Below are 22,244 nucleotides of genomic sequence, written 5' to 3' on the forward strand. Positions count from 1 at the left end.
TGCTCAATCCCCCCAGAGAGCCTGCCGCGCCACCTCGGACAGGGATCCACTGAGCGAGGGGTAGACGGTGAACGTCGAGGCTAGCTGCTCGGCGGTGAGTCGGTGGGTCACCGCCAGGGCGAACGGCATGATCAGTTCGCTTGCCCGTGGCGCAACGACAACCGCTCCCGCCACCACGTGGGAGCCGTGCCGCACCATGAGTTTCACGAAGCCGTCGGAGATCCCCTGCATCTTCGCTCGCGGGTTCGTGCCGAGCGGCTTGGTGAGCACGCGCGCATCGATGCGCCCCTCACGCACGTCCTGTTCGCTGCAGCCGACGGTCGCGATCTCCGGACTCGTGAAGATCGCCGAGGAGATCTGCGCGGCGATCAGCGGTGAGACCGCCTCCCCCAGCGCGTGATGCATGGCGATACGGCCCTGCATGGCAGCGACCGACGCCAGCGGATTCACCCCGGTGCAGTCACCGGCCGCATACACGCCGCGCACACTCGTGCGGGAGACGCGGTCGGTCTCCACGTGGCCGCTCGGCCGCAGGCGGATCCCTGCCTCCTCCAAGCCCAGGCCGTCCGTAGCGGGCACGGCACCGATGGCCATCAGCACATGACTGCCGCGAATCTCCTCCCCGGACTGCAGGGTGACCACCACGCCGTCGCCCTCCACGCGAGCTCCGGCCGCCCGTGACCGGGCCTTCAGCCGCACCCCGCGGCGAGCGAACACGTTCTCCAGCACGTCGGCAGCATCAGTATCCGAACCGGGCAGCACCTGGTCGCGCGAGGAGACGAGCGTGACCTCGGAGCCCAGGGAACGGTAGGCGCTGGCGAACTCGGCGCCGGTCACACCAGAACCGACGACGATCAGGTGCTCAGGCAGCTGCGTGAGGTGGTACAGCTGGGTCCAGGTGAGGATGCGCTTCCCGTCGGCCGGCGAATCGGCGAGCTGGCGCGGGGTCGCACCAACGGCGAGCAGCACGACGTCGGCGTCAATGGTCTCCAGTACCTCACCGTTCTCGCCAACTGCCTCGACGCGGTCTGGGCCGCGTAGACGACCAGTCGCCTCGAGAATCCGGACCCCGGCCTCACGCACCGACGCGGCGATGTCCTCCGACTGCGCATGCGCCAGACCGCGGACGCGCCGGTTGGCGGCATCCAGGTCGACCGTGAGCGATCCAGCGGCCGGGCTGGTCGCAGAGTCCGCGTCGCGGATGCCCAGTTCCGCTGAATCAGCCACGACGCCCAGCACATCGGCCGTCGCGATGAGCGTCTTCGAGGGCACCACATCGGTGAGCACGGCGGCTCCGCCGATGCCGCGTCGCTCCAGCAGTGTCACCTCCGCTCCGAGATGGCCCGCGACAAGCGCGGCTTCGTAGCCGCCGGGGCCGCCGCCGATGATCACGACACGCGATCGGTCGTGGCGGGCATCCAGACGTGCAGGGTCAGGGGGCAGGGCGGTGCTCGGATCGCTCACAGCGCCATTCTGCCCCGGCGCCCTCCGCTCTGTCAGGCGATCTTGCACGTCACGAGCAGCAGCCACTGGCCCGTCGACCGTTGGACTGCACGCTGCAGGCTGGCCTGCGCTAGGTTCGGTCCATGAACCCCGACACCACTGATCCCTACACGCTCGCGCGCGATGCCGCCGATGCGATCGCGGCATCCTCCGGTATCGCCCGCCACGACATCGCCCTTGTGCTTGGCTCCGGCTGGGGCGGCGCTGCTGACCTGCTCGGACAGGAAGTCTGGCGCGCCGACGCCACCTCGATCCCCGGCTTCCGCGCCCCTGCCGTCGCCGGGCACGTTGGCACACTGCGCTCGATCCGCATCGCCGCCACAGGCGCCCACGCCCTTGTGCTCGGTGCCCGCACCCACTTCTACGAGGGCGCTGGCGTTGACGCCGTTGTCCACGGCGTGCGCACCGCAGCAGCGGCCGGCTGCAGCACCCTAGTGCTCACCAATGGCTGCGGCGGCCTCAACACCTCCTGGGCGCCCGGCACGCCCGTGCTGATCTCTGATCACATCAACCACACCGGCGCGACACCGCTGCGCGGAGCGAACTTCGTGGACCTCACCGACGTCTACACGCCGCGTCTGCGTCAGATCGCCCACGACATCGATCCCTCACTGCCCGAGGGTGTGTATATGCAGTTCAGTGGCCCGTCCTATGAGACCCCCGCCGAGGTGCGGATGGCCGGCATACTGGGTGCCTCACTGGTGGGCATGTCAACGGCGCTCGAGGCGATCGCCGCCCGGGAAGCGGGCCTCGACGTGCTCGGCATCTCCCTGGTCACCAACCATGCAGCCGGGATCAGCCCCGAGCCGCTCTCCCATGAGGAGGTGCTGCAGGCCGGCAAGGACGCTGGGCCGCGCATCGCCGAACTGCTGGCCCGTACCGTCACCCGCATTACCGAGGAGGCACAGCGATGAGCGCACTGTCAGCCCAACTGTGTGACCAGGTCAACGCGTGGATCGCCGATGACCCGGCGGCCTCGACCCGGCGTGAGCTCACCGAGCTGCTGAGCCGCGCTGAGGCGGGCGAGGACGCCGCGATCGCTGAGCTCACCGACGCCTTCTCCGGGACGCTCCAGTTCGGCACCGCCGGGCTGCGCGGACGCATGGGGCCCGGCCCGAACCGGATGAACCTGGCCGTCGTCTCCCGCGCGGCCCGCGGCCTCGCGGATCATCTGCTCGCAACACTCGGGGACAGCGCAGCCGCAGGCTCCGACCAGGCGCCGCTCGTAGTGATCGGTCATGACGCCCGCTACAACTCGCGCGACTTCGCACTCGCCTCCGCGCAGATCATGACAGCGGCAGGTTGCCGTGTGCTGCTGATGGATCGCTGCGGACCCACCCCGCTGGTGGCGTTCGCGGTGCGACACCTGGGGGCCGACGCGGGTGTGGTGGTCACCGCGAGCCACAATCCGCCTGCCGACAACGGCTACAAGGTGTACCTGGGTGGCCGGATGCAGGAGCCGGACGGTCGTGGTGTGCAGATCGTGCCGCCCTCGGACGCTCAGATCGCTGAGCGGATCGCGGCCGTCGGCCCGGTTGCACAGATCCCGCTGGCCGAATCCGGTTGGGAGGAGCTCGGTGATCAGCTGCGTGAGCATTACCTTGAGGCGATCTGCGCCCTGCCCGACCCGTCTGGGCCGCGCGACGTGCGGATCGTGCATACTGCTATGCACGGGGTGGGGACCGAGCTCGCGACCGCCGCGCTGCACCGCACCGGTTTCACCGATGTGCACAGCGTGCCCAAGCAGGCTGACCCGGATCCGGATTTCCCCACGGTGTCCTTCCCGAACCCGGAGGAGCCCGGTGCGATCGACCTCGCCCTCGAGCTCGCCCGCACTGTGGAGGCCGACGTGGTGGTCGCGAACGACCCCGATGCGGACCGCTGTGCTGCAGCCGTATTCGATCCCCATCGGGACGACTGGCGGATGCTGACCGGGGACGAGCTCGGGGTGTTGCTGGGTGATCACCTGGCGCGTGTGCACGGCTACGCGGGGGCATTCGCCCGCTCGGTAGTCTCCAGCCGCTGGCTTGACGCAGTTGCTCAGCAGGCCGGGCACGAGGCCCGTACGACGCTCACCGGTTTCAAGTGGATCGCACGTGCTCCGGGGATCGTCTACGGGTATGAGGAGGCGATCGGCTACTGCGTTCTGCCCGATATCGTGCGCGATAAAGATGGTCTGTCCGCCGCACTGATGGTGGCGGAGATGGCGGCGCTCGCGAAGGCACAGGGTCGCACCCTCGTGGATCGTCTCGATGACCTCGCACGCAGCCACGGCTTGTTCGCTACCCGGCAGCTGTCGATCCGTGTGGAGGATCTCTCCCTCATCGGTCAGATGATGCAGCGTCTGCGGCAGTCGCCCCCGAAGCAGCTGATCGGCGCCGACGTCGTCGAGACGCAAGACCTCGCGGAGGGGTCGGTGGAGAGCACTGGTCTGCCGCCCACCGACGGCATGCTGCTGCGCACCGCGGAGGATACGCGGGTGATCGTGCGTCCATCGGGCACTGAGCCGAAACTCAAGTGCTATCTGGAGGTCGTGGAGCAGGTGGCCACGGACTCGTCGCAGAGTGATCTCACAGCCGTGCGTACGCGTGCTGCGGAGCGCCTCGAGGTGCTCGTGGCGGACATGCGCGCAGCGCTCGGTGCAGCCTGAGCACTGCTCAGCTCACCCGGGTTCCCCGGGACCGAGTTCCCCGCTGAGCAAGCACGAGCACGATGACGGTCACGATCGCTGTGATCAGGTTGCCCAGCAGCACCACGATCCCTGTGAGCGTCCAGCCAGCCGGGAACGGCCCGAGATAGACCACTTCCGTGACGTCGTACGTGGGTACGACTGTGTCCTGCTCGGGGTCGGGGGCGAAGGTGAAGTCCGTGGTGAAGGACTCAGGTTCGCCCCAGATCCGAAACTGCGTGACGATGCCGTGTCGCCCGCCGTGATCGTCCGGGGCGATCAGGCCTCGCAGGGTGTCGTCGGTCCAGGTCCAGTCCTCGTCGGTCGGGTCGGCGATCCAGGGGCGTTCGCTGATCTGCTCGTCCTCGCTCGCATCGGTGCGCTGCATCGGCTGGTCGGAGATGACGTACAGGTTCAGTTCCTGGCTCGTGCGGGCGGCCTGTGAGAAGCGCATCGGATAGACGAGCTCTTCACTGTCAAAGTCGAAGCGCAGCGGCTCGGTTTCATCCTCGAGCACTGCGTCGTCGGCGTACCGCACGGCGGTAAAGGTCCAACCCTCCTCGGCGTACGGCTCCAGCAGCGGCGAGACCTCATCCGACAGGGCGAAGCCGTTGTCCTCGAGCCACGTGCGCACGGGGGCTGCGTCGCCGCCGAGGACCGCCACATCGAAGCTGCCGATCCTCTGCCTGCTGTGCACCACTGCCGCAGAATCGGGGACGGCCGCCCCATGGTCATCACCGCTGCCGACGAGGCCGGGGGGCTCCTCCGAGGTTCCCCAATAGTCGTAGCGGATCCGCTGACGGGGCCGTGTCGCGCTCCGCATTTCGCTCAGTGTGTCCACATCAGCAGCGCTCACGTCCGGCACAGTGGGCGTGGGCACGAGCAGCGCGGGCCCTGTCCGGCTGGCACCGAGCTGGAATCCCATAATGATGGTTTCGCGACCGTCGCGGTGGGCGAGCACGGCGGTCTCCTCCAGAACGTCAGAGTCGTTGCCCGCATCAGCAGGGTCGATGAAGGCGCCACAGGCGCAGGCACTCGCTGGTGTCAGTGCCCCCACGAGCAGCTGAGCCGCCAGGATCGATGCCACGAGCAGTAGACGCCTGAGGCGTACTGCCTGCACCGATACGGATCGCACCGACAATCGCATAGACATGAGCATCATGCGTCCCCTCATCCGGGGCGCTCCGGTGTTCGATCCCCATCGACTCCGGGCGGCACCGTCGACCGCAACCCCAGGGATCAGTATCCCTCGCCTGCGGTATCTCCCTCGAGCACGGCGCGCGATCCGGACAATCCCAACCGGGTGGCGCCTGCGGCCACCATCGCCTCAGCGGCAGCGCGAGTGCGGATGCCTCCAGAGGCTTTGACGCCCAGACGGTCGCCGACGGTGCGGCGCATGAGAGCGACAGCATGCTCGGAGGCGCCGCCGGCGGGGTGGAAACCGGTCGAGGTCTTCACGAAATCAGCGCCGGCCTTCTCGGCGGCCTCGCACACGGCGATGATCTCCTCATCGCTCAGCGCGGCGGACTCGATGATCACCTTGAGGACCGTCGGTGCTGGCGCGGCCTCGCGCACGGCGGCGATGTCTGCCTGCACCCCAGCAAAATCACCGGCCTTAGCGAGGCCGATGTTGATCACCATGTCGATCTCGTCAGCACCCTTCGCGACGGCGTCGGCGGCCTCCGCGGCTTTGATCGAGCTGGCGTGCTGACCCGAGGGGAAGCCGCACACCGTCGCGACCTTCACGGAGGTCTCAACAGGCAGCATCGACGGGGACACGCACACGGAGTAGGTGCCGAGTTCCTCGGCCTCGCGCAGCAACGCTTCGACGTCGGCCGCAGTCGCCTCGGGCTTGAGCAGGGTGTGGTCGATGAGCTGGGCCAGCTGGGCGCGTTCAATGGCAGTCATGCATCGAGTCTCCCAGATCCGCGGCCATCGTGGGGCCGTCTCGGTCCCGCCGCGGTAGATCGCGTGGGCGGGAATCGTCGGCGGGATCGCGCCCGCCCGCTGCCCCGCATGTAGTGGCCCCTCCGCGGCACTGATCGGCGTCCGCCGTTCGCGTAGGATCCTCGGGCGTGAGCACGCCCCCGCCTCAGCCGCGACAGGATCCCGTCCCTCTCTCGCCCCCGCGCCGCATCGTCCTCGTGGCCGGTCCCTCGGGTAGCGGCAAGGGGCTGCTTGCTGCCCGCTCCGGTCTGCCGATGGTGCCGCTGGATGAGTTCTACCGCGACCTGGATGATCAGAACCTGCCGCGCCGCTTCGGCATTGTGGACTGGGACGTACCGGCGTCCTGGGATGCCGACGCAGCGTTCACTGCGCTGAGCGAGCTCGCCCGCACGGGCACCGCCCAGATCCCCACCTATTCGATCTCACAGTCCCGCCGGGTGGGCAGCCAACGCGTCGAGGTCGGCGATGCGCCCCTGATCATCGCCGAGGGCATCTTCGCCGCCGAGCTCATCGCACCGCTGGCCAGTGCCGGGCTGCTAGCCGACGCGATTGTGCTCAAGCGTCCTGTGCCGCTCGTGTTCGTCCTGCGCCTGGCGCGAGACCTGCGTGAAGCACGCAAACCCGTGGGCGTGCTGCTGCGGCGCGGGCTCACCCTCGCAGCCGAGCAGCCGCAGCAGATCTCTCGTTGGGTGCGCGCCGGTATGACACCGATGCCGCTTCGTCGAGCGATCCGGCACGCCCGGTCCCTCGCCCAGCTGGCGTGGGCTGAACACCACCACCGAAAGGTCGGCAGTGCCGGGACGACGTTGAGGATCACAGCGGTCTGTTTCCTGCGCGATGGGGAGCACGGCCCTGAGCTGCTCGGGGTGCGCAAACGCGGCACCAGCACCTACATCCAGGTGGGCGGCAAACTCGAGGCCGGTGAGGGCGCACAGGATGCCGCCCTCCGCGAGACCGTGGAGGAGACGGGTCTGCACCTGAACGTCTCGGAGCTGGAACTGCTGGGGGATTTTCATGCCGTCGCCGCGAATGAGCCGGACACCCTGGTCCACTCCACCGTGTTCCTCACCCATCATCCTCTGCCAGAGGACTTCCAGGTCAGGGCCGAGCTCGCGGACCATCGCTGGTTCCCACTCACTCAGCCAACGCAGTGCGCAGGGGTGCAGATCGCGCCGCTGATGGCCGAGCACATCATCCCGGCGCTGCGCCGACGGCTCGGCCGCTGACCGACCCTCACCCGTCGCGTCTGTTCAGACGTGAGGCGCGCCGACGGCGCTGCTCCTGCTCACTCGCAGGCGACGACACGCTGCAGACCGACGGGTCTTAGGCGATCCGATCCAGCACGATCCGCCGTTCACCGATCGCGGTGCCCGTCGCAGCGATCGTCCACGCGCCGTCGATCGCGTCGACCGCCCGGCCGACGCGTTCAGGGGTATCCGTGTGCAGGCGCGCGAGCACGTCGCCGGCGCGCACCTCCTCCCCTAGGTGCTTCACGATCTCGACACCGGCGGCGGCCTGCACGGCTTCACCGGGACGGGAGCGCCCGGCACCGAGTCGCCACGCGGCCACACCCACCTGGAGTGCGTCCAGCGAGCTGACGACGCCATCGGCCTCAGCACGGTACTCCTCGATGTGGCGCGCCTGCGGCAGCTCGGCGTCAACATCTCCGCCCTGCGCGACGATCATCGCCCGCCACGTGTCCATGGCACGCCCGTCAGCAAGTGCCTGCTCGACATCGGCGTCATGCACCCCGGCCGCGTCGAGCATCTCGCGGGCGAGCGCACAGGTCAGCTCGATGATGTCAGCGGGGCCACCACCGGCGAGCACCTCCAGGCTTTCGCGCACCTCCAGGGCGTTGCCGGCGGTGCGGCCCAGCGGTGCGGACATGTCGGTCAGCAGGGCGACGGTGCGCACACCGGCGTCGGTGCCCAGATCGACCATAGTGCGGGCAAGAGCGCGAGCGTCGGCCTCGTCCTTCATAAAGGCGCCAGCGCCGGTCTTTACATCCAGGGTGAGAGCGGCGGTGCCCTCCGCGATCTTCTTGGACATGATCGAGGAGGCGATCAGCGGGATCGCCTCGACGGTTCCGGTCACGTCCCGCAGGGCGTACAGTTTCTTGTCCGCGGGGGCGAGGCCTGAGCCAGCCGCGCAGATCACCGCGCCGACCTGCTCGAGCTGGCGCATCATCTCGTCGTTGCTCACAGCGGCGCGCCAACCGGGGATCGCCTCGAGCTTGTCGAGAGTGCCGCCGGTGTGCCCGAGCCCCCGGCCGGACAGCTGCGGCACCGCCACGCCGAAGGATGCAACCAGTGGTGCGAGCGGCAGAGTGATTTTGTCGCCCACTCCGCCGGTGGAGTGCTTATCGGTGGTGGGCTTGGAGAGCGCGGAGAAGTCCATCCGCTCGCCGGTGGCGATCATGGCGCGGGTCCAGCGCGAGATCTCCTCCCGTTCCATGCCGCGCAGGAAGATCGCCATGGCCAGTGCTGCCATCTGTTCCTCAGCGACAACGCCACGGGTGTAGGCGTCGATCACCCAGTCGATCTGCTCAGGGCTGAGACACCGCCCGTCGCGCTTGGTGCGGATCACGTCGACAGCGTCGAATGACTCGACGCGGGTGCTCTCAGTCATGAGTCTCCTCCTGGAGGTTGGCGGGGCCGAAGGCCTGCGGCAGCATCTGCTGCACGGTCAGCGGGCCCTGGGGGCTGAGGATCGTGAAGTCGGCAGCGGCGTGCTCGCTGAGCAGCTGACGGCAGCGACCGCAGGGCATGACCACGGGACGGTTCACGTCGGCGTGCTCAGGCCCGCCCACGCACACGAAGGCGCGTAGCCGGCCGCCGCCGCCGGCGATCAGGGAGCTGATCAGCCCGCATTCGGCACAGAGGGTGACGCCGTAGCCGGCGTTCTCCACATTGCAGCCGGTGACCACGCGGCCGTCGTCCACGAGCGCAGCCGCCCCGACCTGGAAGTGGGAGTACGGGGTGTAGGCGCGCGGCGCGATGGCACGTGCTTCCTGCACGAGGCGGTCGAACAGGGCGTCATCGATCGGGGCGCTACTGATCGAGGCATCGCCGATCGGAGTGTCGTCGGTCGACGCGCTGCCTGATGGCACCCCGTCGGTCGGGGCGTCACCGTTCAGGTCCTGGCTGCGCATACGTGGCTCCTCTGTTCGGGCGGATCTGCTGCGATCAGGCGATGGCGACGCTGAGCAGCAGCCTCACTGCTTGACGTACGGAACACCGTCGGCGGCGGGCACGCGCACGCGCCCCACCACGCCAGCCACGGCGAACAGTGCCACAACGTACGGGAGCATGAGCAGGAAGTCACCGGGGATGCTCACGCCACCGGCGGAGGCGCTCATGGTGCCCAGGCGCAGCTGCAGCGAGTCGGCGAAGGCGAAGGCGAGTGCGGCAAGGAGGGCGCCGACGGGGTGGTAGCGCCCCAGCAGCATCGCGGCCAGTGCGATGTACCCCTTGCCGGCGGACATCTCCTGGCCGAACGCCACGCCGGTGCCGATGGTGAGGGTCGCGCCACCGAGCCCGGCCACGGCCGAGCCCAGCAGCACATTGCTCCAGCGGGTTCGGTTGACCTTGATGCCCACGGTGTCGGCGGCCTTCGGGTGCTCGCCCACGGCGCGCACGCGCAGACCCCAGCGGGTGCGGAACAGCGCGATGGTCAGCACCACCACGATCACCCACATGATGTAGACGAGAACGTTCTGGTCGAACAGCACGCGTCCGATCACAGGAATGTCTGCGAGCAGCGGGATACGTAGGTTTGGCAGCCGCATGGCGGTGTTGAACGTGCCCGGGTCCTGACTCATCACGGTGCCGAAGACGAAGGACGTCACACCGATGGCGAACACATTCAGCACGACGCCGACGATGATCTGCTGGACGTGGTAGCCAACGGCGAACAGCGCCAGCGTCGCGCCCATGAACAGAGCCATGAGCGGCGCTGCGAATAGGCCAACCCACACATTGCCAGTAATCGACCCGACCAGCGCCGCGCCGAAGGCGCCGAACAGCAGCTGGCCCTCGATCGCAATGTTGATCACGCCTGCGCGTTCGGAGAGCACACCGGAGAAGGCGCCGAAGGCGAGCGGTACGGCGAGAACGATCGTGGACTGAAGCAGCGTGCCCACGTCAAGGGTGCGCTCGGAGATCACCCAGGTGAGGAAGCACAGCACCCAGGTGATGGCGAACACGGCAACGATCGGATTGCGCACACGCCCGCGTAGTCGGGTGGGTCGGCTCGCGAACCACCACAGTGCACCAGCGGCGGCCAGGGCGATCAGCGCCAGCACGATTGCGCCGCCGCGCGAGGGCAGGGCGACCGTCTGCGGAATGATGCCGAGCGGGTTGATGTCGCCGTCCCGCGCAAGCGCGAAAGTGCTGCTCACTGCAGGCAGACCGCGCAGACCGAAAACGACGAGCGCGATGAGCGCGAGCACAGTCAGTGTGGTGGGCAGGTGCCACCAGTTCTGCGGCCGCTCATCGACTACGGCGCGGGTGACGACGGAGTCATTGGAGGTGACGGCTGGTGTGCTCATCGGTTCTCTCCCGTCGTCGTGACGCGTGTCTGTGGACGTCCAGGGCGCCGGGTGCGGTTCATACCAAAGATCGCGCGCACCAGCGGGGGCGCGGCAATGAACAGCACGACGAGCGCCTGAATAACCTGTACCAGGTCCAGGGGAACGCCCTGTGTGGTCTCCATGAAGCGCCCGCCGGTGGACAGCGCCGCGAACAGCAGGCCTGCCAGGAGGATGCCGACCGGTCCGGAGGCGCCCAGCAGCGCCACGGTGATCGCGTCGAAGCCGAGTGATCCAGCGATGCCTTCGGTGAGGCGGTGTTCGGTGCCCAGCACGTGCACCGCGCCGGCGAGGCCCACGAGGGCACCGGCCACCAGCATCACGCCGAAGGAGGCGCGGGAGGTGGAGATACCGGCTACCTGGGCGGCGCGCGGGTTGGAGCCGACGGCACGGAAGCGGAAACCCGCCGTCGAACGATTCATGAGCCACCACAGGAAGACGACCGCAGCGATCGCGAGCACGATGCCTAGGTGCAGACGGAATTGCGGCCCCAGGATCTGCGGCAGCTGCGCGGTGGGTTTCACGGCCGGAGAGGTGGGCTGGGACTTGTTCGCGCCGGTGAACAGTTCGGTCTTCAGAGCGAAGAAGAGCAGGTAGGTCGCGATCCAGTTCAGCATGATCGTGGAGATCACTTCATTGGCTTCGAACCGGGCCTTGAGGAACCCTGCGATACCGCCCCAGAGCCCGCCGACGGACGTGCCGACGGCGAGAGCAACCAGCAGGTGGATCACAGGTGGCAGGCTCCAGGTGAATCCCACGAACCCTGCTGCGGCGGCGCCCATGATCAGCTGGCCGGTGCCGCCGATGTTGAACAGCCCGGCGCGGAAACCAACTGCCATGCCGGTGGAGGCAATGATCAGTGGGGTGGCGACGGTGAGCGTCTCGGTCAGCGGGCGGAAACCGGCGGCGAGAGCCGGGAACAGCACGTAGGTGCCGCTGCCGCCGGCCTCGCGGATGGAGTCGGCGCGATGCGAGTAGGAGGGTGCATCGAAGATGGCGCCGCGGAACATGGCGACGTAGGCCTGGGTCACGGAGTCCCACACGGCGCGGAAGGTGTCGCTGGGGCGTGCGAAGAAGTAGCCGGCGGCCTCGCGTACGTCCTGGTCGGCCACCACGATGAGCACGGAGCCGATGAAGAAGGCCAGCAGGAAACTGAGCGCGATCACCAGCGGGTTGCCGCGTCCGATGGCCTGAGCGAGGCGCCGCAGCATCGAGTCGGCCTCATCGTCGCGCGGGGGCGGCGCGGTCGGGCCGACGCCTGCGGCCTGTGCGGTGGTGGCAGCGCCGTCGGGGGGCGTGGTCACGCGATGTCTCCTTCGTCGGCAAGCTGGGAGTCCGTGGTGCGGGCGCCGGCGGCGACTGCTTCGCGTGCAGACTCCACGGTGTATCCGGCCATCATCAAACCGAGCACGTCGCGGTCCTCGTTGCCGGGCACGATTCCGAGGACGCTGCCGCGGTACATGACGGCGATGCGATCAGCGAGCTGGACCACCTCGTCGAGCTCGGTGGAGACGATCACAACGGGGGTGCCGCGGTCACGCTCCTCAATGATTCGCCGGTGGAGGAACTCGATTGAGCCAACATCCACACCGCGAGTGGGCTGACAGGCGATCAGCAGGGATAGCTCGCGGTTCAGCGCGCGCGCCATCACCACTTTCTGCTGGTTGCCCCCGGACAGTGTGGACACGGCGGACTGTCCATCCGGTGGGGTGCGGATGTCGAAGGCGGCGATCTGTTCGCGGGCGCTGTCACGCACAGAGGCCGGTCGCATGGCGAGGGAAGAACCGTAGGGGGCACGGTCGTGCTGGTCGAGCACCAGGTTCTCGGCCACTGTGAAGTCGGGGATCAGCGCGTCATGGGTGCGGTCTTCGGGCACGAAACCCACCCCGCGGTCCAGGATCTGTTTGGTGCTTCGCCCCACGAGCTCAGTGCCGCGCAGCGAGATGGAGCCGCGCACGTCGTGCTGGAGCCCCATGAGTGCTTCTGACAGCTCGGTCTGACCGTTACCCTGCACGCCAGCAATAGCGAGCACCTCACCCTCATGCACGTCGAAAGAGACGGCGTCGAGCGTGCGCACACCCTGCTCGTCGGTGACGCGCAGCTCCCGCACCTGCAGCGCGGCACCACCCGTCCTGGCTGGTGACTTCTCGAGGTCGAGCTCTACGCTGCGGCCCACCATGAGAGAGGCGAGCTCCGTCTGATCGGCCGACGGGTCGGCGGTGCCCACCACGCGGCCGCGACGGATCACGGTGATCCGGTCAGAGACGGCCTTGACCTCGCGCAGCTTATGCGTGATGAACACGATGGAGGTGCCCTCTTCGCGCAGCTGACGCATGATCGCCATGAGTTCGTCGGTCTCGTGCGGGGTGAGCACGGCGGTGGGCTCATCAAGCACGAGGATCTCGGCGCGGTGACTGAGCGCCTTGACGATCTCGACCCGCTGCTGCGCGCCCACGGGAAGATCCTCGACGCGGGCATCGGGGTCGAGGTCAAAGCCGAAGCGATCGGAGATCTCACGCACCAGGGTGCGGGCTGCGGACAGATCGAGCAGGCCACCGCGGGTGGGTTCACTGCCCAGCACGACGTTCTCTGCCACGGTGAACACGGGCACGAGCATGAAGTGCTGGTGGACCATGCCGATTCCGGCGGCCATCGCATCGCCCGGTCCGGAGAAGCTGACCGGCTTCCCATCCAGCAGGATCGTACCGCCGTCGGGGCTGTACAGGCCGTACAGCACGTTCATCAGGGTGGACTTGCCGGCGCCGTTCTCCCCGAGCAGGGAGTGGATCTCGCCAGGCTCGACCACGAGGTCGATGGCGTCATTGGCCACGAAGGACCCGAAAGTCTTGGTGATGCCTTGCAGTTCGAGCTTCACAGCACTCGCTTCCGTCGGCGTGCCCTGAACGGGGCGTCCGCCGGCTCATGGGCTGGGGCGATGGTCCGTCGGCTGGCCGCGGGTCACCGATGACTCGCGGTCCCCACCGCGTGGCGGGGGCCGCGAGTCAGGATAGTGAGCGTGGTCGCTCCCGTCACTTCGCCTTTGGAGAGGCGTCGGACTGGACGGTGACCTTGCCGTCGATGATGTCCTGGCGCAGGGTGTCGAGCTCACCCTTCAGTTCGTCCGACACCTTGTCCTCGAAGTCGTGGAACGGGGCGAGGCCCACGCCTTCGTTCTCCAGCGTGCCCACGTAGGGGGTGGATTCGAAGGAGCCGTCAGCGGCACCCTTGGTGACGTCCTGCACGGACTCGCCGATCTTCTTCATCACAGAGGTGAGGATGACCTGCTGGGCGGCGGGATCCGAGCCGTTGGTCTCGTAGCCGTCGGAGTCCACCCAGATGACCTTCGCGCCGTCGTGCTCCTTGGCCGAGGCGAGCGTGCCAGCGCCGACGGGGCCGGCCACCGGCATCACGATGTCGGCACCGGCGTTGTAGAACTCGTCCGAGACAGCCTTGCCCTTGGACTGGTCCTCGAAGGTGCCGACGATCGACCCCTCCTGCTTCTCCTTGTTCCAGCCGAGCACCTCGACGTTGGTGCCGTGGACCTCGTTGTAATGGGCCACGCCGTCGGCGTATCCGTCCATGAAGATCGTGACGGTGGGGATGTCCATGCCGCCGTAGGTTGCGACCTTGTCGGTCTCGCTCATACCTGCGGCGAGGTAGCCGGCGAGGAACGCAGCCTGGGCAGTGTCGAACTCGATCGGCTTGACGTTGTCGTACTCGACCGGATTGCCGTCAGCGTCCTGGGCGGTGGAGTCGATGATGGCGAACTCCACATCGGGGTTTGCCTCGGCCGCGGCGCCGGTGGCCGGAGCCAGCAGGTAACCCACGGTGTAGATCAAGTCGCACTGCGAGGAGACGAGGTTGTTGATGTTCGGGGTGAAGTCCGAATCAGAGGTGGACTCCGCGGTCTGCGTCGCGATGCTGAGGTCCTTCTCAGCGGCTTTCAGACCGTTGTAGCCGGACTCATTGAAGGACTTGTCCTTCCAGCCACCGGAGTCGGAGACCATGCAGGCTTTGAAGTCGGAGCCGCCGCCGTCGCTGCCACCGCTGCCGCCCTCCTCGGGCGCGGAGCCGCAGGCGGACAGGGCCAGGATGCCCGCACCGGTGAGGGCGATCAGGCGCGAGGAGTTCTTCACGGGGGTCCTCCAGAAGGGGTCGGGGCAGGGCGGCCGACGTCCATTCACCGGCTGCTCCACGTGGGTCACCGGCACTGTATCTTCGTGCGCGCGGCGCCGCGCCCACCTTGGCCACTCGCAGCGAAACGTTATGGAATCGACGCGGTGATGACCCGCAGGTGAACACGGGGTGACGGCTTGCCCGTGTGCAGCGTCACACGAGGTCGCGCTGTATGCATGCCGAGGCGAGGACAGCAGCTCCGATGCCGATGGCGCGCTCATCGATCATGAGGTCGCCCATGTGCAGGTCGTAGGTGCGCCCGCCGGGGGTGCGGGTGCCGAGCCGAGCCAGCGCCCCGGGGACCTTCTCGAGGTACCAGGCGAAGTCCTCCCCGCCCAGTGACTGCGCCGTGGGGTCCACCCCGTCTTCCCCGAGCACGGCCGCAACGGCAGCGGCTAGCACCGTCACGCTGTCCGGGTCATTAGCGACGGGCGGTACCCCGCGATCGTGGCTGACCTGGACGTCGACGCCCCATGTGCGGCCGATCTCGCCGGCGATCTCGACCAGCAGGTCCTCGGCACGGTCCCATGCGTCGTGATCCAGGCAGCGCAGGGAACCCTCGAGATGGCCACGCGACGGGATCGCGTTGAAGGCGGAGCCAGCGTGGATGCTGCCCCAGGTGAGATTCACGCCAGAGCGCGGATCCATGCGGCGGCCAAGCGCTGCGGGCAGCTGGGTGGCGAGCGAGCCCAGGGCGTACACAAGGTCCTGGCTGAGGTGTGGGCGGGAGGTGTGACCACCGGCACCGCGCACTGTGATGCTCACCGGATCGGTGGCCGAGGTGATGGGCCCCGACTTCAGCCCCACGTGGCCAACGTCCACTCCCGGATCGCAGTGCAGCGCCAGGATGGAATCGACGCCGTCGAGAACACCCTCGCCGATCAGCTCGAGCGCCCCGCAGGGATGCTTCTCTTCCGAAGGCTGGAACACCAGGCGCACTCCGCGAGTGAGCAGACCGGCCTCACGCACACGCACCACGGCAGCGGCCGCACCGAGCACAGCACTCATGTGCACGTCGTGGCCGCAGGAATGGGAGACGCCGTCCACGGTGGAGCGGAAGGGAACGGTGCTCAGCTCCGGAATGCCGAGCGCATCCATGTCGGCCCGCAGGGCGATGAGCGGCAGCTCGCTCTTCTCGCCGGGAATGTCGCAGATCACTCCCGTGCGCGGCATCCGTACTGGCTCGAGCCCGAGCGCGTGAAGATGCTCGATGACGTACTCGGTGGTGGCGTGCTCTTCGTGGGACAGCTCCGGGTAGCGATGGAGGTGCCTGCGCACCTCGCGCAAGGACTGCTGCTTCTCGCGCAGCACGCTCATGATCAGGCCGTCGGGGCCGAGGGCGGGGTGTGCGGCAGGGTCGGCGGGGGTCACCGTGCTCCTCGTCTGCGCCCGCCGACGGGATCGGGATGCGCGGGAACGGAGCGGGCTCAGCCGTTCGACGCGGTGCCCGCAGCGCGGTCGCAGAGCCTACGGGCGAGTGGTCCGAGCGCCTGGGCGTGCTCATCGGCGAGGACGAGAAGGGCGTCGTCGGTGTCGACCACGCTCACACCCTCCACGCCCACGAGCGCCACGAGGCGATGCGAGGAACCGTACACCGTGGCCTGCGAGGACACGGCATCGACCCGGGTATCGCCCAGAACGCGGACATCGCTGCGTTCATCCCCGACTGTGCGCACGGCCCCGCCAGCGTCCGGGCTGCGCAGCTGGCGGGCGAGGGCAGCGAAGTCTCCGACGTCATCCCAGTCGAACGTCGCAGGCACGACGGCCACGCGCCCCTGTGCAGCGAGCGGCTCGGCGAGCGCATGGTCGATCGCGATCGAGGTGAGCGTGGGCCAAACCTCGTCACGGACCGCGTCGGCGTGCGGCCCGTCGAGGGCGGCAGCGATGCGGCGTGCACCGGCTGCAAGCGGCGGGATCTGTTCGGCCAGGGCGTCCAGCAGCATGTCGGCTCGGGCCACGAACATGCCGGCGTTCCACAGGTGGCCGCCCTCGGCGAGGAACTGTGCGGCCCGATCTGCGTCGGGCTTCTCCACGAAGCGGTCCACCCGGAGCGCTCCGGTGACGTTCAGCGCATCGTCCGTGTCCCTGGCCTGGCAGCGGATGTAGCCGAAGCCGGTCGCCGGATGCGTGGGTCGAATGCCGAGCGTCGTCAGGTAGCCGTGTGCGGCAGCGGCGCACGCGCGACGCACGTCGTCATGGAAAGCCGCGGTGTCAGTGATCAGGTGATCGGCGGCGAAGGAGCCGATGATCGCGTCGGGATGTTCGCGCTCAGCCACCGCCGCACCGAGCGCGATCGCTGGCATGGAGTTGCGGCCCGACGGCTCAACGAGCACACGGGCCTGCTCCCCCACCTGCTCACGCACGGCGCCCTCGTGGGCGCGCCCCGTGATGATGCACGCGGGATAGTCGGCAACGCCGTCGAGCCGGGCGATGGTCTGCTGCAGCAGGGAGGCGCCGCTCCCCGTGAGGTCGAGCAGGAACTTCGGGTGGTCGGGCCGTGAGAGCGGCCACAGTCGGGTGCCGGCTCCCCCGGCGGGCACGATGGGGATGAAGGGTGCCCGAGGCGTGGCGTCGGGCGCCTCGTGGCGTGATGCTGCCATGACCATGTCCACAGGGTAACGATCCGGGAACATGTCCGGCGTGCGGTTCTGTAACAGTGCCGCGCGGCCAGAACAGCCTGGTCCGAGTGCTAGGCTGACGGCGCCCCTGTCGGGGGCGATGATGATGTCGCCGTGTCGTCACCCGCTCGTCGGACCGGATCGCCGCGCTGTCGCGGTCGGGTGCAGGATGCGCGAGGATCCACGCGTGCACACATCGGATCCTCCGGCTCCACCCCCGTTCTTTGGAGGACTCCGTGGCATCAGCCCAGTCCGGGACGCTCTACCGCGGCCGAGAAGGCATGTGGTCCTGGGTCGCGCACCGCATCTCCGGGATGCTCATCTTCCTATTCCTCGTCGTCCACGTGCTCGACACCGCACTGGTGCGAGTCTCCCCTGAGGCGTACAACGAGGTCATCGGCCACTACGCAACGCCGGTCTTCGGCATTGGCGAGCTCGGGCTGGTCGCCGCGATCCTCTTCCACGCGCTCAATGGTCTGCGCGTGATCCTGGTCGACTTCTGGTCGGGTGGGACGAAGCACCAGCGGGCCCTGTTCTGGGGCGTCGTCATCGTGTGGGCCGTCCTCATGGCCGGCTTCACTCCCCGCCACCTGATGCACATGTTCGGAGCGTGAGATGACCACCACCATTCCCGAGCCCCGCACCCGGTACCGCCGCACCGGTCAGCGCGGTGTGAACACCGAAATGGCTGCCTGGCTGTTCATGCGCATCTCCGGTGTTGCCCTGGTGATCCTGGTATTCGGCCACCTTTTCGTGAACCTCTGGCTGGGAGAGGGCGTCAAGGGCATCGACTTCGCCTTCGTGGCCGGCAAGTGGACCAGCCCCTTCTGGCAGACCTGGGACCTGGCCATGCTCTGGCTGGGCATGATCCACGGCGCCAACGGCGTGCGCACGATCATCAATGACTACGCGCGCAACGACACGCTGCGCATGGTCCTCAAGGCGCTGCTGTATATCGCCGCTGTGGTGACCATCGTGCTGGGCACGCTCGTGATCTTCACGTTCAGCCCGTGCCCTGCGGGCGCCGATCCCGCCCTGTTGCCCTCCATCTGCCAGGGCTGAGTCCTGCCCTGACGCCGTCACGAACGGAGCCTGAATCCTCATGCAGACCCATACCTATGACGTGGTGATCGTCGGCGCCGGCGGCGCCGGTATGCGCGCGGCGCTGGAGGCCTCCAAGCGCGCCCGCACCGCTGTGGTCACCAAGCTCTACCCCACTCGCTCCCACACCGGTGCCGCGCAGGGCGGCATGTGTGCCGCCCTTGCCAACGTCGAGGAGGACAACTGGGAGTGGCACACGTATGACACCGTCAAGGGTGGCGACTACCTGGTGGACCAGGACGCCGCGGAGATCATGGCCAAGGAAGCCATCGACGCGGTGCTCGACCTGGAGAAGATGGGCCTGCCGTTCAACCGCACTCCGGAGGGCCGCATCGACCAGCGCCGCTTCGGCGGTCACACCCGTGAGCACGGTGAGGCACCGGTGCGGCGAGCCTGCTACGCGGCGGACCGCACCGGTCACATGATCCTGCAGACCCTCTACCAGAACTGCGTGAAGCAGCAGGTGGAGTTCTTCAACGAGTACTACGTGCTGGACATCCTGCTCACCGGCGATCCGCGCACTTACGAGGATGTGCGTGCCGCTGGCGTGGTCACCTATGAACTGGCCACCGGCGAGATCCACGTGTTCCGCGCGAAGTCGGTGGTGTTCGCCTCCGGCGGTTTCGGCAAGGTGTTCAAGACGACGTCGAACGCCCACACCCTGACCGGTGATGGCCCGGCCATGGCGCTGCGCCGCGGTATCCCGCTGGAGGATATGGAGTTCTTCCAGTTCCATCCGACGGGCCTGGCTGGCCTGGGCATCCTGCTGTCTGAGGCCGCCCGCGGCGAAGGCGGCATCCTGCGCAATGCAGACATGGAGCGCTTCATGGAGCGCTACGCCCCGACGCTGAAGGACCTCGCTCCCCGCGACGTGGTGGCCCGCGCGATGGCGAACGAAGTGCGTGAAGGACGCGGCTGCGGCCCGAACAAGGACTATGTGCTGCTGGATCTCACGCACCTGGAGCCCGCGCACATCGATGCGAAGCTGCCGGACATCACCGAGTTCGCCCGCACCTACCTGGGTGTGGAGCCCTACACGGAGCCGGTGCCGGTGTACCCCACCGCGCATTACGCGATGGGCGGCATCCCCACGAACGTGCGCGGCGAGGTGCTGCGCAACAGTGAGGACGTGATCCCCGGCCTGTACGCCGCCGGTGAGACGGCCTGCGTGTCGGTGCACGGCGGTAACCGTCTGGGCACGAACTCGCTGCTAGACATCAACGTGTTCGGCCGCCGCTCCGGCATCGCCGCCGCGGAGCATGCTGCACAGGTTGAGCAGGCAGAGCTGCCGGCCGGCGCTGAGGAGCCGACGGTTCAGCTGCTGGAGCGTCTGCGCGACCGTCCCGCCACCGAGGATCGCATCGCCGATATCCGGCGCGATCTGCAGGAGACGATGGACGCGAACGTGCAGGTGTTCCGCACGGAGGAGACCTGCCGCAAGGCGCTCGAGGATATCCGCGCGCTCATGAAGCGCTACGAGACCGTGGCCGTGCAGGACAAGGGCCGGCGCTACAACCTCGACCTCATGGAGGCCGTGGAGCTGGGGTACCTGCTGGATCTCGCCGAGTGTGTGGCGCTCGGGGCTCTGCACCGCAAGGAGTCCCGCGGCGGTCACTTCCGCGAGGACTTCCCCAACCGTGATGATGCGAACTTCCTGCACCACACGATGACCTACCGCACCCTGGAGGGTGAGACCGGCGAGGAGGGCACCACGCTGCGGCTGGGCACCAAGCCTGTGGTCATCACCCGTTACGAGCCGAAGGAGCGCACGTTCTGATGACCGCTGAGGCGAAGAACACGACTGCCGAATCGTCGGCCGCTGAGATCCCCTCCTTCGACGTCACGCTGCGGATCGCCCGCTTCGATCCGGATTCGGATCAGGGCACCCACTGGCAGGACTTCACGGTGCGGATGCACGGCACGGATCGTGTGCTGGATGCCCTTCACGAGATCAAGTGGCATCACGACGGCTCGTTGACGTTCCGCCGCTCCTGCGCCCACGGCATCTGCGGTTCGGACGCGATGCGCATCAATGGCCGCAACCGGCTGGCGTGCAAGACGCTGCTGAAGGACCTCGACATCAAGAAGCCGATCACGGTGGAACCGATCAAGGGTCTGCCCGTGGAGAAGGACCTCATCGTCGATATGGAGCCGTTCTTCGACTCTTATCGCGAGGTGATGCCGTTCCTCGTGGCACACGGCCAGGAGCCGAGCCGTGAGCGCCTGCAGTCAGCCGAGCAGCGCGAACGCTTCGACGACACCACGAAGTGCATTCTGTGCGCCGCCTGCACCTCGTCTTGCCCCGTGTTCTGGACCGACGGGCAGTACTTCGGGCCTGCGGCGATCGTGAACGCGCACCGCTTCATCTTCGACTCGCGCGACGACGCGGGTGAGCAGCGTCTGGAGATCCTCAACACGCGCGAAGGCGTGTGGCGTTGCCGCACCACGTTCAACTGCTCCGAAGCGTGCCCGCGCGGTATCCAGGTGACCAAGGCGATCGCTGAGGTCAAGCAGGCCGTCATCCGCGGCCGCATCTGACGGCGCGGCCCCGCAGCCACGTCACGGCAGGGCCCGATCCGCTCCGGTGAGCGCACCGGTCGGCTCGGGCCCTGTTGTCGATCGGCCTCCCATGTCAGGACGCTACGGGCGGAGCGGACCGCATGAGCGGCGGCACATCGACGCGGGTGCTCCGGGCACAGAACGATGCTTCGCCTCAGCCGTAGGTGATGATCAGTGGGGCATGGTCGGACCAGCGGGTGTCGTAGGACGGTGCGCGGTCCACGCGGGCGCTCTGCGCACGCTCGGCCAGCTCGGGGCTGGCGATCTGGTAGTCGATGCGCCAGCCGGCGTCGTTGTCGAACGCCTTGCCGCGCTGTGACCACCACGTGTAGGGACCGGGTCCCTCGCCGGCGAGGGTGCGGTGCACGTCCACCCAGTCACTGTCGACCAGCAGACGGTCCAGGTAGGCGCGTTCTTCGGGCAGGAACCCGGCGCTGGTGAGGTTGCCCTTCCAGTTTTTGATGTCGACCTCGCGGTGGGCGATGTTGATGTCGCCGGTGAGCAGCACGTGGCGGCCGTCGGCGCGTAGAGCGGCCAGGCGTTCCAGCATCACGTCGAGGAAGGCGTACTTGTCGATCATTGTCTGGGGGCGCTCGGTGCTGCCGGAGTGCATGTAGCAGGAGATCACGGTCAGCTCGCGGCCGTCACCCAGGGGGTCATCGAGGTCCAGCTCAAGCCAGCGGCCGGTGTGGGTGTCCTCCTGAAGGCCAGGCAGGCCTCGACGAACCGCATCGAGGTCCACGTCATCCCGCTCGACGCGCACAGCTGCTGCAACGCCCGCGCGGCCTTTGAGGCGCGACGCGCTAGACGCGGTGGCCCAGCCCTCGCCGACCAGACCGGCCACGAGCTCGTCGGGGGCGCGGACTTCCTGCAGGGTGATCACATCGGCTCCCGCGGAGGCAACCCACTCGGGCATTCCTTTGCGGACGGCGGCCCGCAGGCCGTTGACGTTGACGGTGGCGATCGTGAGGCTCATGCAGGGCAGTATTCCAGGATCGTGATCACCGCGGCTGCCTGCAGCGGGGCATGGCATCATCGATGCGGGACATCCCACTCGTCCCGTCGATGCCGCCAGGAGGTTCCC

General features: G+C 68.0%; 19 protein-coding genes. 7 read left to right on the forward strand and 12 right to left on the reverse strand.

What is annotated here, in order from left to right; all coding sequences use genetic code 11:
• Positions 1 to 3: 3 nt before the first annotated feature.
• Complete coding sequence (locus C8271_RS10060; protein ID WP_245921092.1) at positions 4 to 1,464, reverse strand: NAD(P)H-quinone dehydrogenase; 1,461 nt, start codon at positions 1,462 to 1,464, stop codon at positions 4 to 6.
• A 122-nt stretch (positions 1,465 to 1,586) separates the two neighbouring features.
• Between C8271_RS10060 and C8271_RS10065 the strand changes: the two genes are divergently transcribed.
• Complete coding sequence (locus C8271_RS10065) at positions 1,587 to 2,417, forward strand: purine-nucleoside phosphorylase (RefSeq protein ID WP_106508017.1); 831 nt, start codon at positions 1,587 to 1,589, stop codon at positions 2,415 to 2,417.
• Positions 2,414 to 4,153, forward strand: a complete 1,740-nt coding sequence (locus tag C8271_RS10070; protein WP_106507171.1) for a phospho-sugar mutase — start codon at positions 2,414 to 2,416, stop codon at positions 4,151 to 4,153. The genes C8271_RS10065 and C8271_RS10070 overlap by 4 nt, the downstream gene beginning before the upstream one ends.
• A 7-nt stretch (positions 4,154 to 4,160) precedes the next feature.
• On the opposite strand, the gene C8271_RS10075 is transcribed toward C8271_RS10070, so the two are convergent.
• On the reverse strand, positions 4,161 to 5,258 hold the full coding sequence (locus tag C8271_RS10075; RefSeq protein ID WP_170957858.1) for a DUF2330 domain-containing protein: 1,098 nt from the start codon (positions 5,256 to 5,258) through the stop codon (positions 4,161 to 4,163).
• A 152-nt stretch (positions 5,259 to 5,410) separates the two neighbouring features.
• Positions 5,411 to 6,079 (reverse strand): deoxyribose-phosphate aldolase, encoded by a 669-nt coding sequence (gene deoC, locus C8271_RS10080; RefSeq protein WP_106507173.1) that lies wholly within the window; start codon positions 6,077 to 6,079, stop codon positions 5,411 to 5,413.
• 167 nt (positions 6,080 to 6,246) lie between these two features.
• Here deoC and C8271_RS10085 point away from each other — a divergent pair, with 167 nt between their 5' ends.
• Positions 6,247 to 7,344 carry an NUDIX domain-containing protein gene (locus C8271_RS10085; protein WP_245921093.1) on the forward strand — a complete coding sequence of 366 codons (1,098 nt, stop codon included), beginning with the start codon at positions 6,247 to 6,249 and terminating at the stop codon, positions 7,342 to 7,344.
• A 97-nt stretch (positions 7,345 to 7,441) separates the two neighbouring features.
• Here the strand turns inward: C8271_RS10085 and C8271_RS10090 are convergent, their stop codons facing one another.
• The 8 genes from C8271_RS10090 to C8271_RS10125 all read right to left on the reverse strand — a co-directional run bounded on the left by C8271_RS10090 (position 7,442) and on the right by C8271_RS10125 (position 17,488).
• Complete coding sequence (locus C8271_RS10090; protein ID WP_106507174.1) at positions 7,442 to 8,746, reverse strand: thymidine phosphorylase; 1,305 nt, start codon at positions 8,744 to 8,746, stop codon at positions 7,442 to 7,444.
• Entirely contained in the window at positions 8,739 to 9,269 is a 531-nt protein-coding gene (locus tag C8271_RS10095; protein WP_106507175.1) for a cytidine deaminase, read from the reverse strand. Before C8271_RS10095 ends, C8271_RS10090 begins: the two co-directional genes overlap by 8 nt.
• Before the next feature lie 63 nt (positions 9,270 to 9,332).
• A complete protein-coding gene (locus C8271_RS10100; RefSeq protein ID WP_106507176.1) occupies positions 9,333 to 10,667 on the reverse strand; it encodes an ABC transporter permease in 1,335 nt (444 codons plus the stop codon).
• Positions 10,664 to 12,010, reverse strand: coding sequence for an ABC transporter permease (locus C8271_RS10105; protein WP_245921094.1), 1,347 nt, complete (start codon positions 12,008 to 12,010; stop codon positions 10,664 to 10,666). The genes C8271_RS10100 and C8271_RS10105 overlap by 4 nt, the downstream gene beginning before the upstream one ends.
• Positions 12,007 to 13,581: an ABC transporter ATP-binding protein gene (locus C8271_RS10110; protein ID WP_106507177.1), complete on the reverse strand. Its 1,575-nt coding sequence runs from the start codon at positions 13,579 to 13,581 to the stop codon at positions 12,007 to 12,009. The genes C8271_RS10105 and C8271_RS10110 overlap by 4 nt, the downstream gene beginning before the upstream one ends.
• 154 nt (positions 13,582 to 13,735) lie before the next feature.
• Positions 13,736 to 14,842, reverse strand: coding sequence for a BMP family lipoprotein (locus C8271_RS10115; RefSeq protein WP_106507178.1), 1,107 nt, complete (start codon positions 14,840 to 14,842; stop codon positions 13,736 to 13,738).
• Positions 14,843 to 15,035: 193 nt separating this feature from the next.
• Positions 15,036 to 16,199, reverse strand: coding sequence for an amidohydrolase (locus C8271_RS10120; protein WP_106508020.1), 1,164 nt, complete (start codon positions 16,197 to 16,199; stop codon positions 15,036 to 15,038).
• Positions 16,200 to 16,309: 110 nt separating this feature from the next.
• Complete coding sequence (locus C8271_RS10125) at positions 16,310 to 17,488, reverse strand: mannose-1-phosphate guanylyltransferase (RefSeq protein WP_245921095.1); 1,179 nt, start codon at positions 17,486 to 17,488, stop codon at positions 16,310 to 16,312.
• Between the two features lie 248 nt (positions 17,489 to 17,736).
• Between C8271_RS10125 and sdhC the strand changes: the two genes are divergently transcribed.
• From sdhC to C8271_RS10145, 4 genes are read left to right on the forward strand one after another with little or no spacing between them, the layout of a single operon-like run.
• Positions 17,737 to 18,114, forward strand: coding sequence for a succinate dehydrogenase, cytochrome b556 subunit (gene sdhC, locus C8271_RS10130; RefSeq protein ID WP_106507180.1), 378 nt, complete (start codon positions 17,737 to 17,739; stop codon positions 18,112 to 18,114).
• 1 nt (position 18,115) lies between these two features.
• Positions 18,116 to 18,562, forward strand: a complete 447-nt coding sequence (locus tag C8271_RS10135; RefSeq protein WP_106507181.1) for a succinate dehydrogenase hydrophobic membrane anchor subunit — start codon at positions 18,116 to 18,118, stop codon at positions 18,560 to 18,562.
• A gap of 40 nt (positions 18,563 to 18,602) precedes the next feature.
• Complete coding sequence (gene sdhA, locus C8271_RS10140) at positions 18,603 to 20,378, forward strand: succinate dehydrogenase flavoprotein subunit (protein WP_106507182.1); 1,776 nt, start codon at positions 18,603 to 18,605, stop codon at positions 20,376 to 20,378.
• Positions 20,378 to 21,139: a succinate dehydrogenase iron-sulfur subunit gene (locus C8271_RS10145; protein WP_106507183.1), complete on the forward strand. Its 762-nt coding sequence runs from the start codon at positions 20,378 to 20,380 to the stop codon at positions 21,137 to 21,139. The genes sdhA and C8271_RS10145 overlap by 1 nt, the downstream gene beginning before the upstream one ends.
• A gap of 175 nt (positions 21,140 to 21,314) precedes the next feature.
• Here C8271_RS10145 and C8271_RS10150 read toward each other — a convergent pair whose 3' ends face one another.
• Positions 21,315 to 22,136: an exodeoxyribonuclease III gene (locus C8271_RS10150; protein WP_106507184.1), complete on the reverse strand. Its 822-nt coding sequence runs from the start codon at positions 22,134 to 22,136 to the stop codon at positions 21,315 to 21,317.
• Positions 22,137 to 22,244: the final 108 nt, after the last annotated feature.

It is taken from the genome of Brachybacterium timonense (assembly GCF_900258505.1).
Taxonomy (GTDB): Bacteria; Actinomycetota; Actinomycetes; order Actinomycetales; family Dermabacteraceae; genus Brachybacterium; species Brachybacterium timonense.

Coding starts and splice junctions, on each gene's coding strand:
- C8271_RS10065 (WP_106508017.1), top strand. CDS start 1,587: ATGAACCCCGACACCACTGATCCCTACACGCTCGCGCGCGATGCCGCC.
- C8271_RS10070 (WP_106507171.1), top strand. CDS start 2,414: ATGAGCGCACTGTCAGCCCAACTGTGTGACCAGGTCAACGCGTGGATC.
- deoC (WP_106507173.1), bottom strand. CDS start 6,079: ATGACTGCCATTGAACGCGCCCAGCTGGCCCAGCTCATCGACCACACC.
- C8271_RS10090 (WP_106507174.1), bottom strand. CDS start 8,746: ATGACTGAGAGCACCCGCGTCGAGTCATTCGACGCTGTCGACGTGATC.
- C8271_RS10095 (WP_106507175.1), bottom strand. CDS start 9,269: ATGCGCAGCCAGGACCTGAACGGTGACGCCCCGACCGACGGGGTGCCA.
- C8271_RS10100 (WP_106507176.1), bottom strand. CDS start 10,667: ATGAGCACACCAGCCGTCACCTCCAATGACTCCGTCGTCACCCGCGCC.
- C8271_RS10120 (WP_106508020.1), bottom strand. CDS start 16,199: ATGAGCGTGCTGCGCGAGAAGCAGCAGTCCTTGCGCGAGGTGCGCAGG.
- C8271_RS10125 (WP_245921095.1), bottom strand. CDS start 17,488: ATGGTCATGGCAGCATCACGCCACGAGGCGCCCGACGCCACGCCTCGG.
- C8271_RS10135 (WP_106507181.1), top strand. CDS start 18,116: ATGACCACCACCATTCCCGAGCCCCGCACCCGGTACCGCCGCACCGGT.
- sdhA (WP_106507182.1), top strand. CDS start 18,603: ATGCAGACCCATACCTATGACGTGGTGATCGTCGGCGCCGGCGGCGCC.
- C8271_RS10145 (WP_106507183.1), top strand. CDS start 20,378: ATGACCGCTGAGGCGAAGAACACGACTGCCGAATCGTCGGCCGCTGAG.
- C8271_RS10150 (WP_106507184.1), bottom strand. CDS start 22,136: ATGAGCCTCACGATCGCCACCGTCAACGTCAACGGCCTGCGGGCCGCC.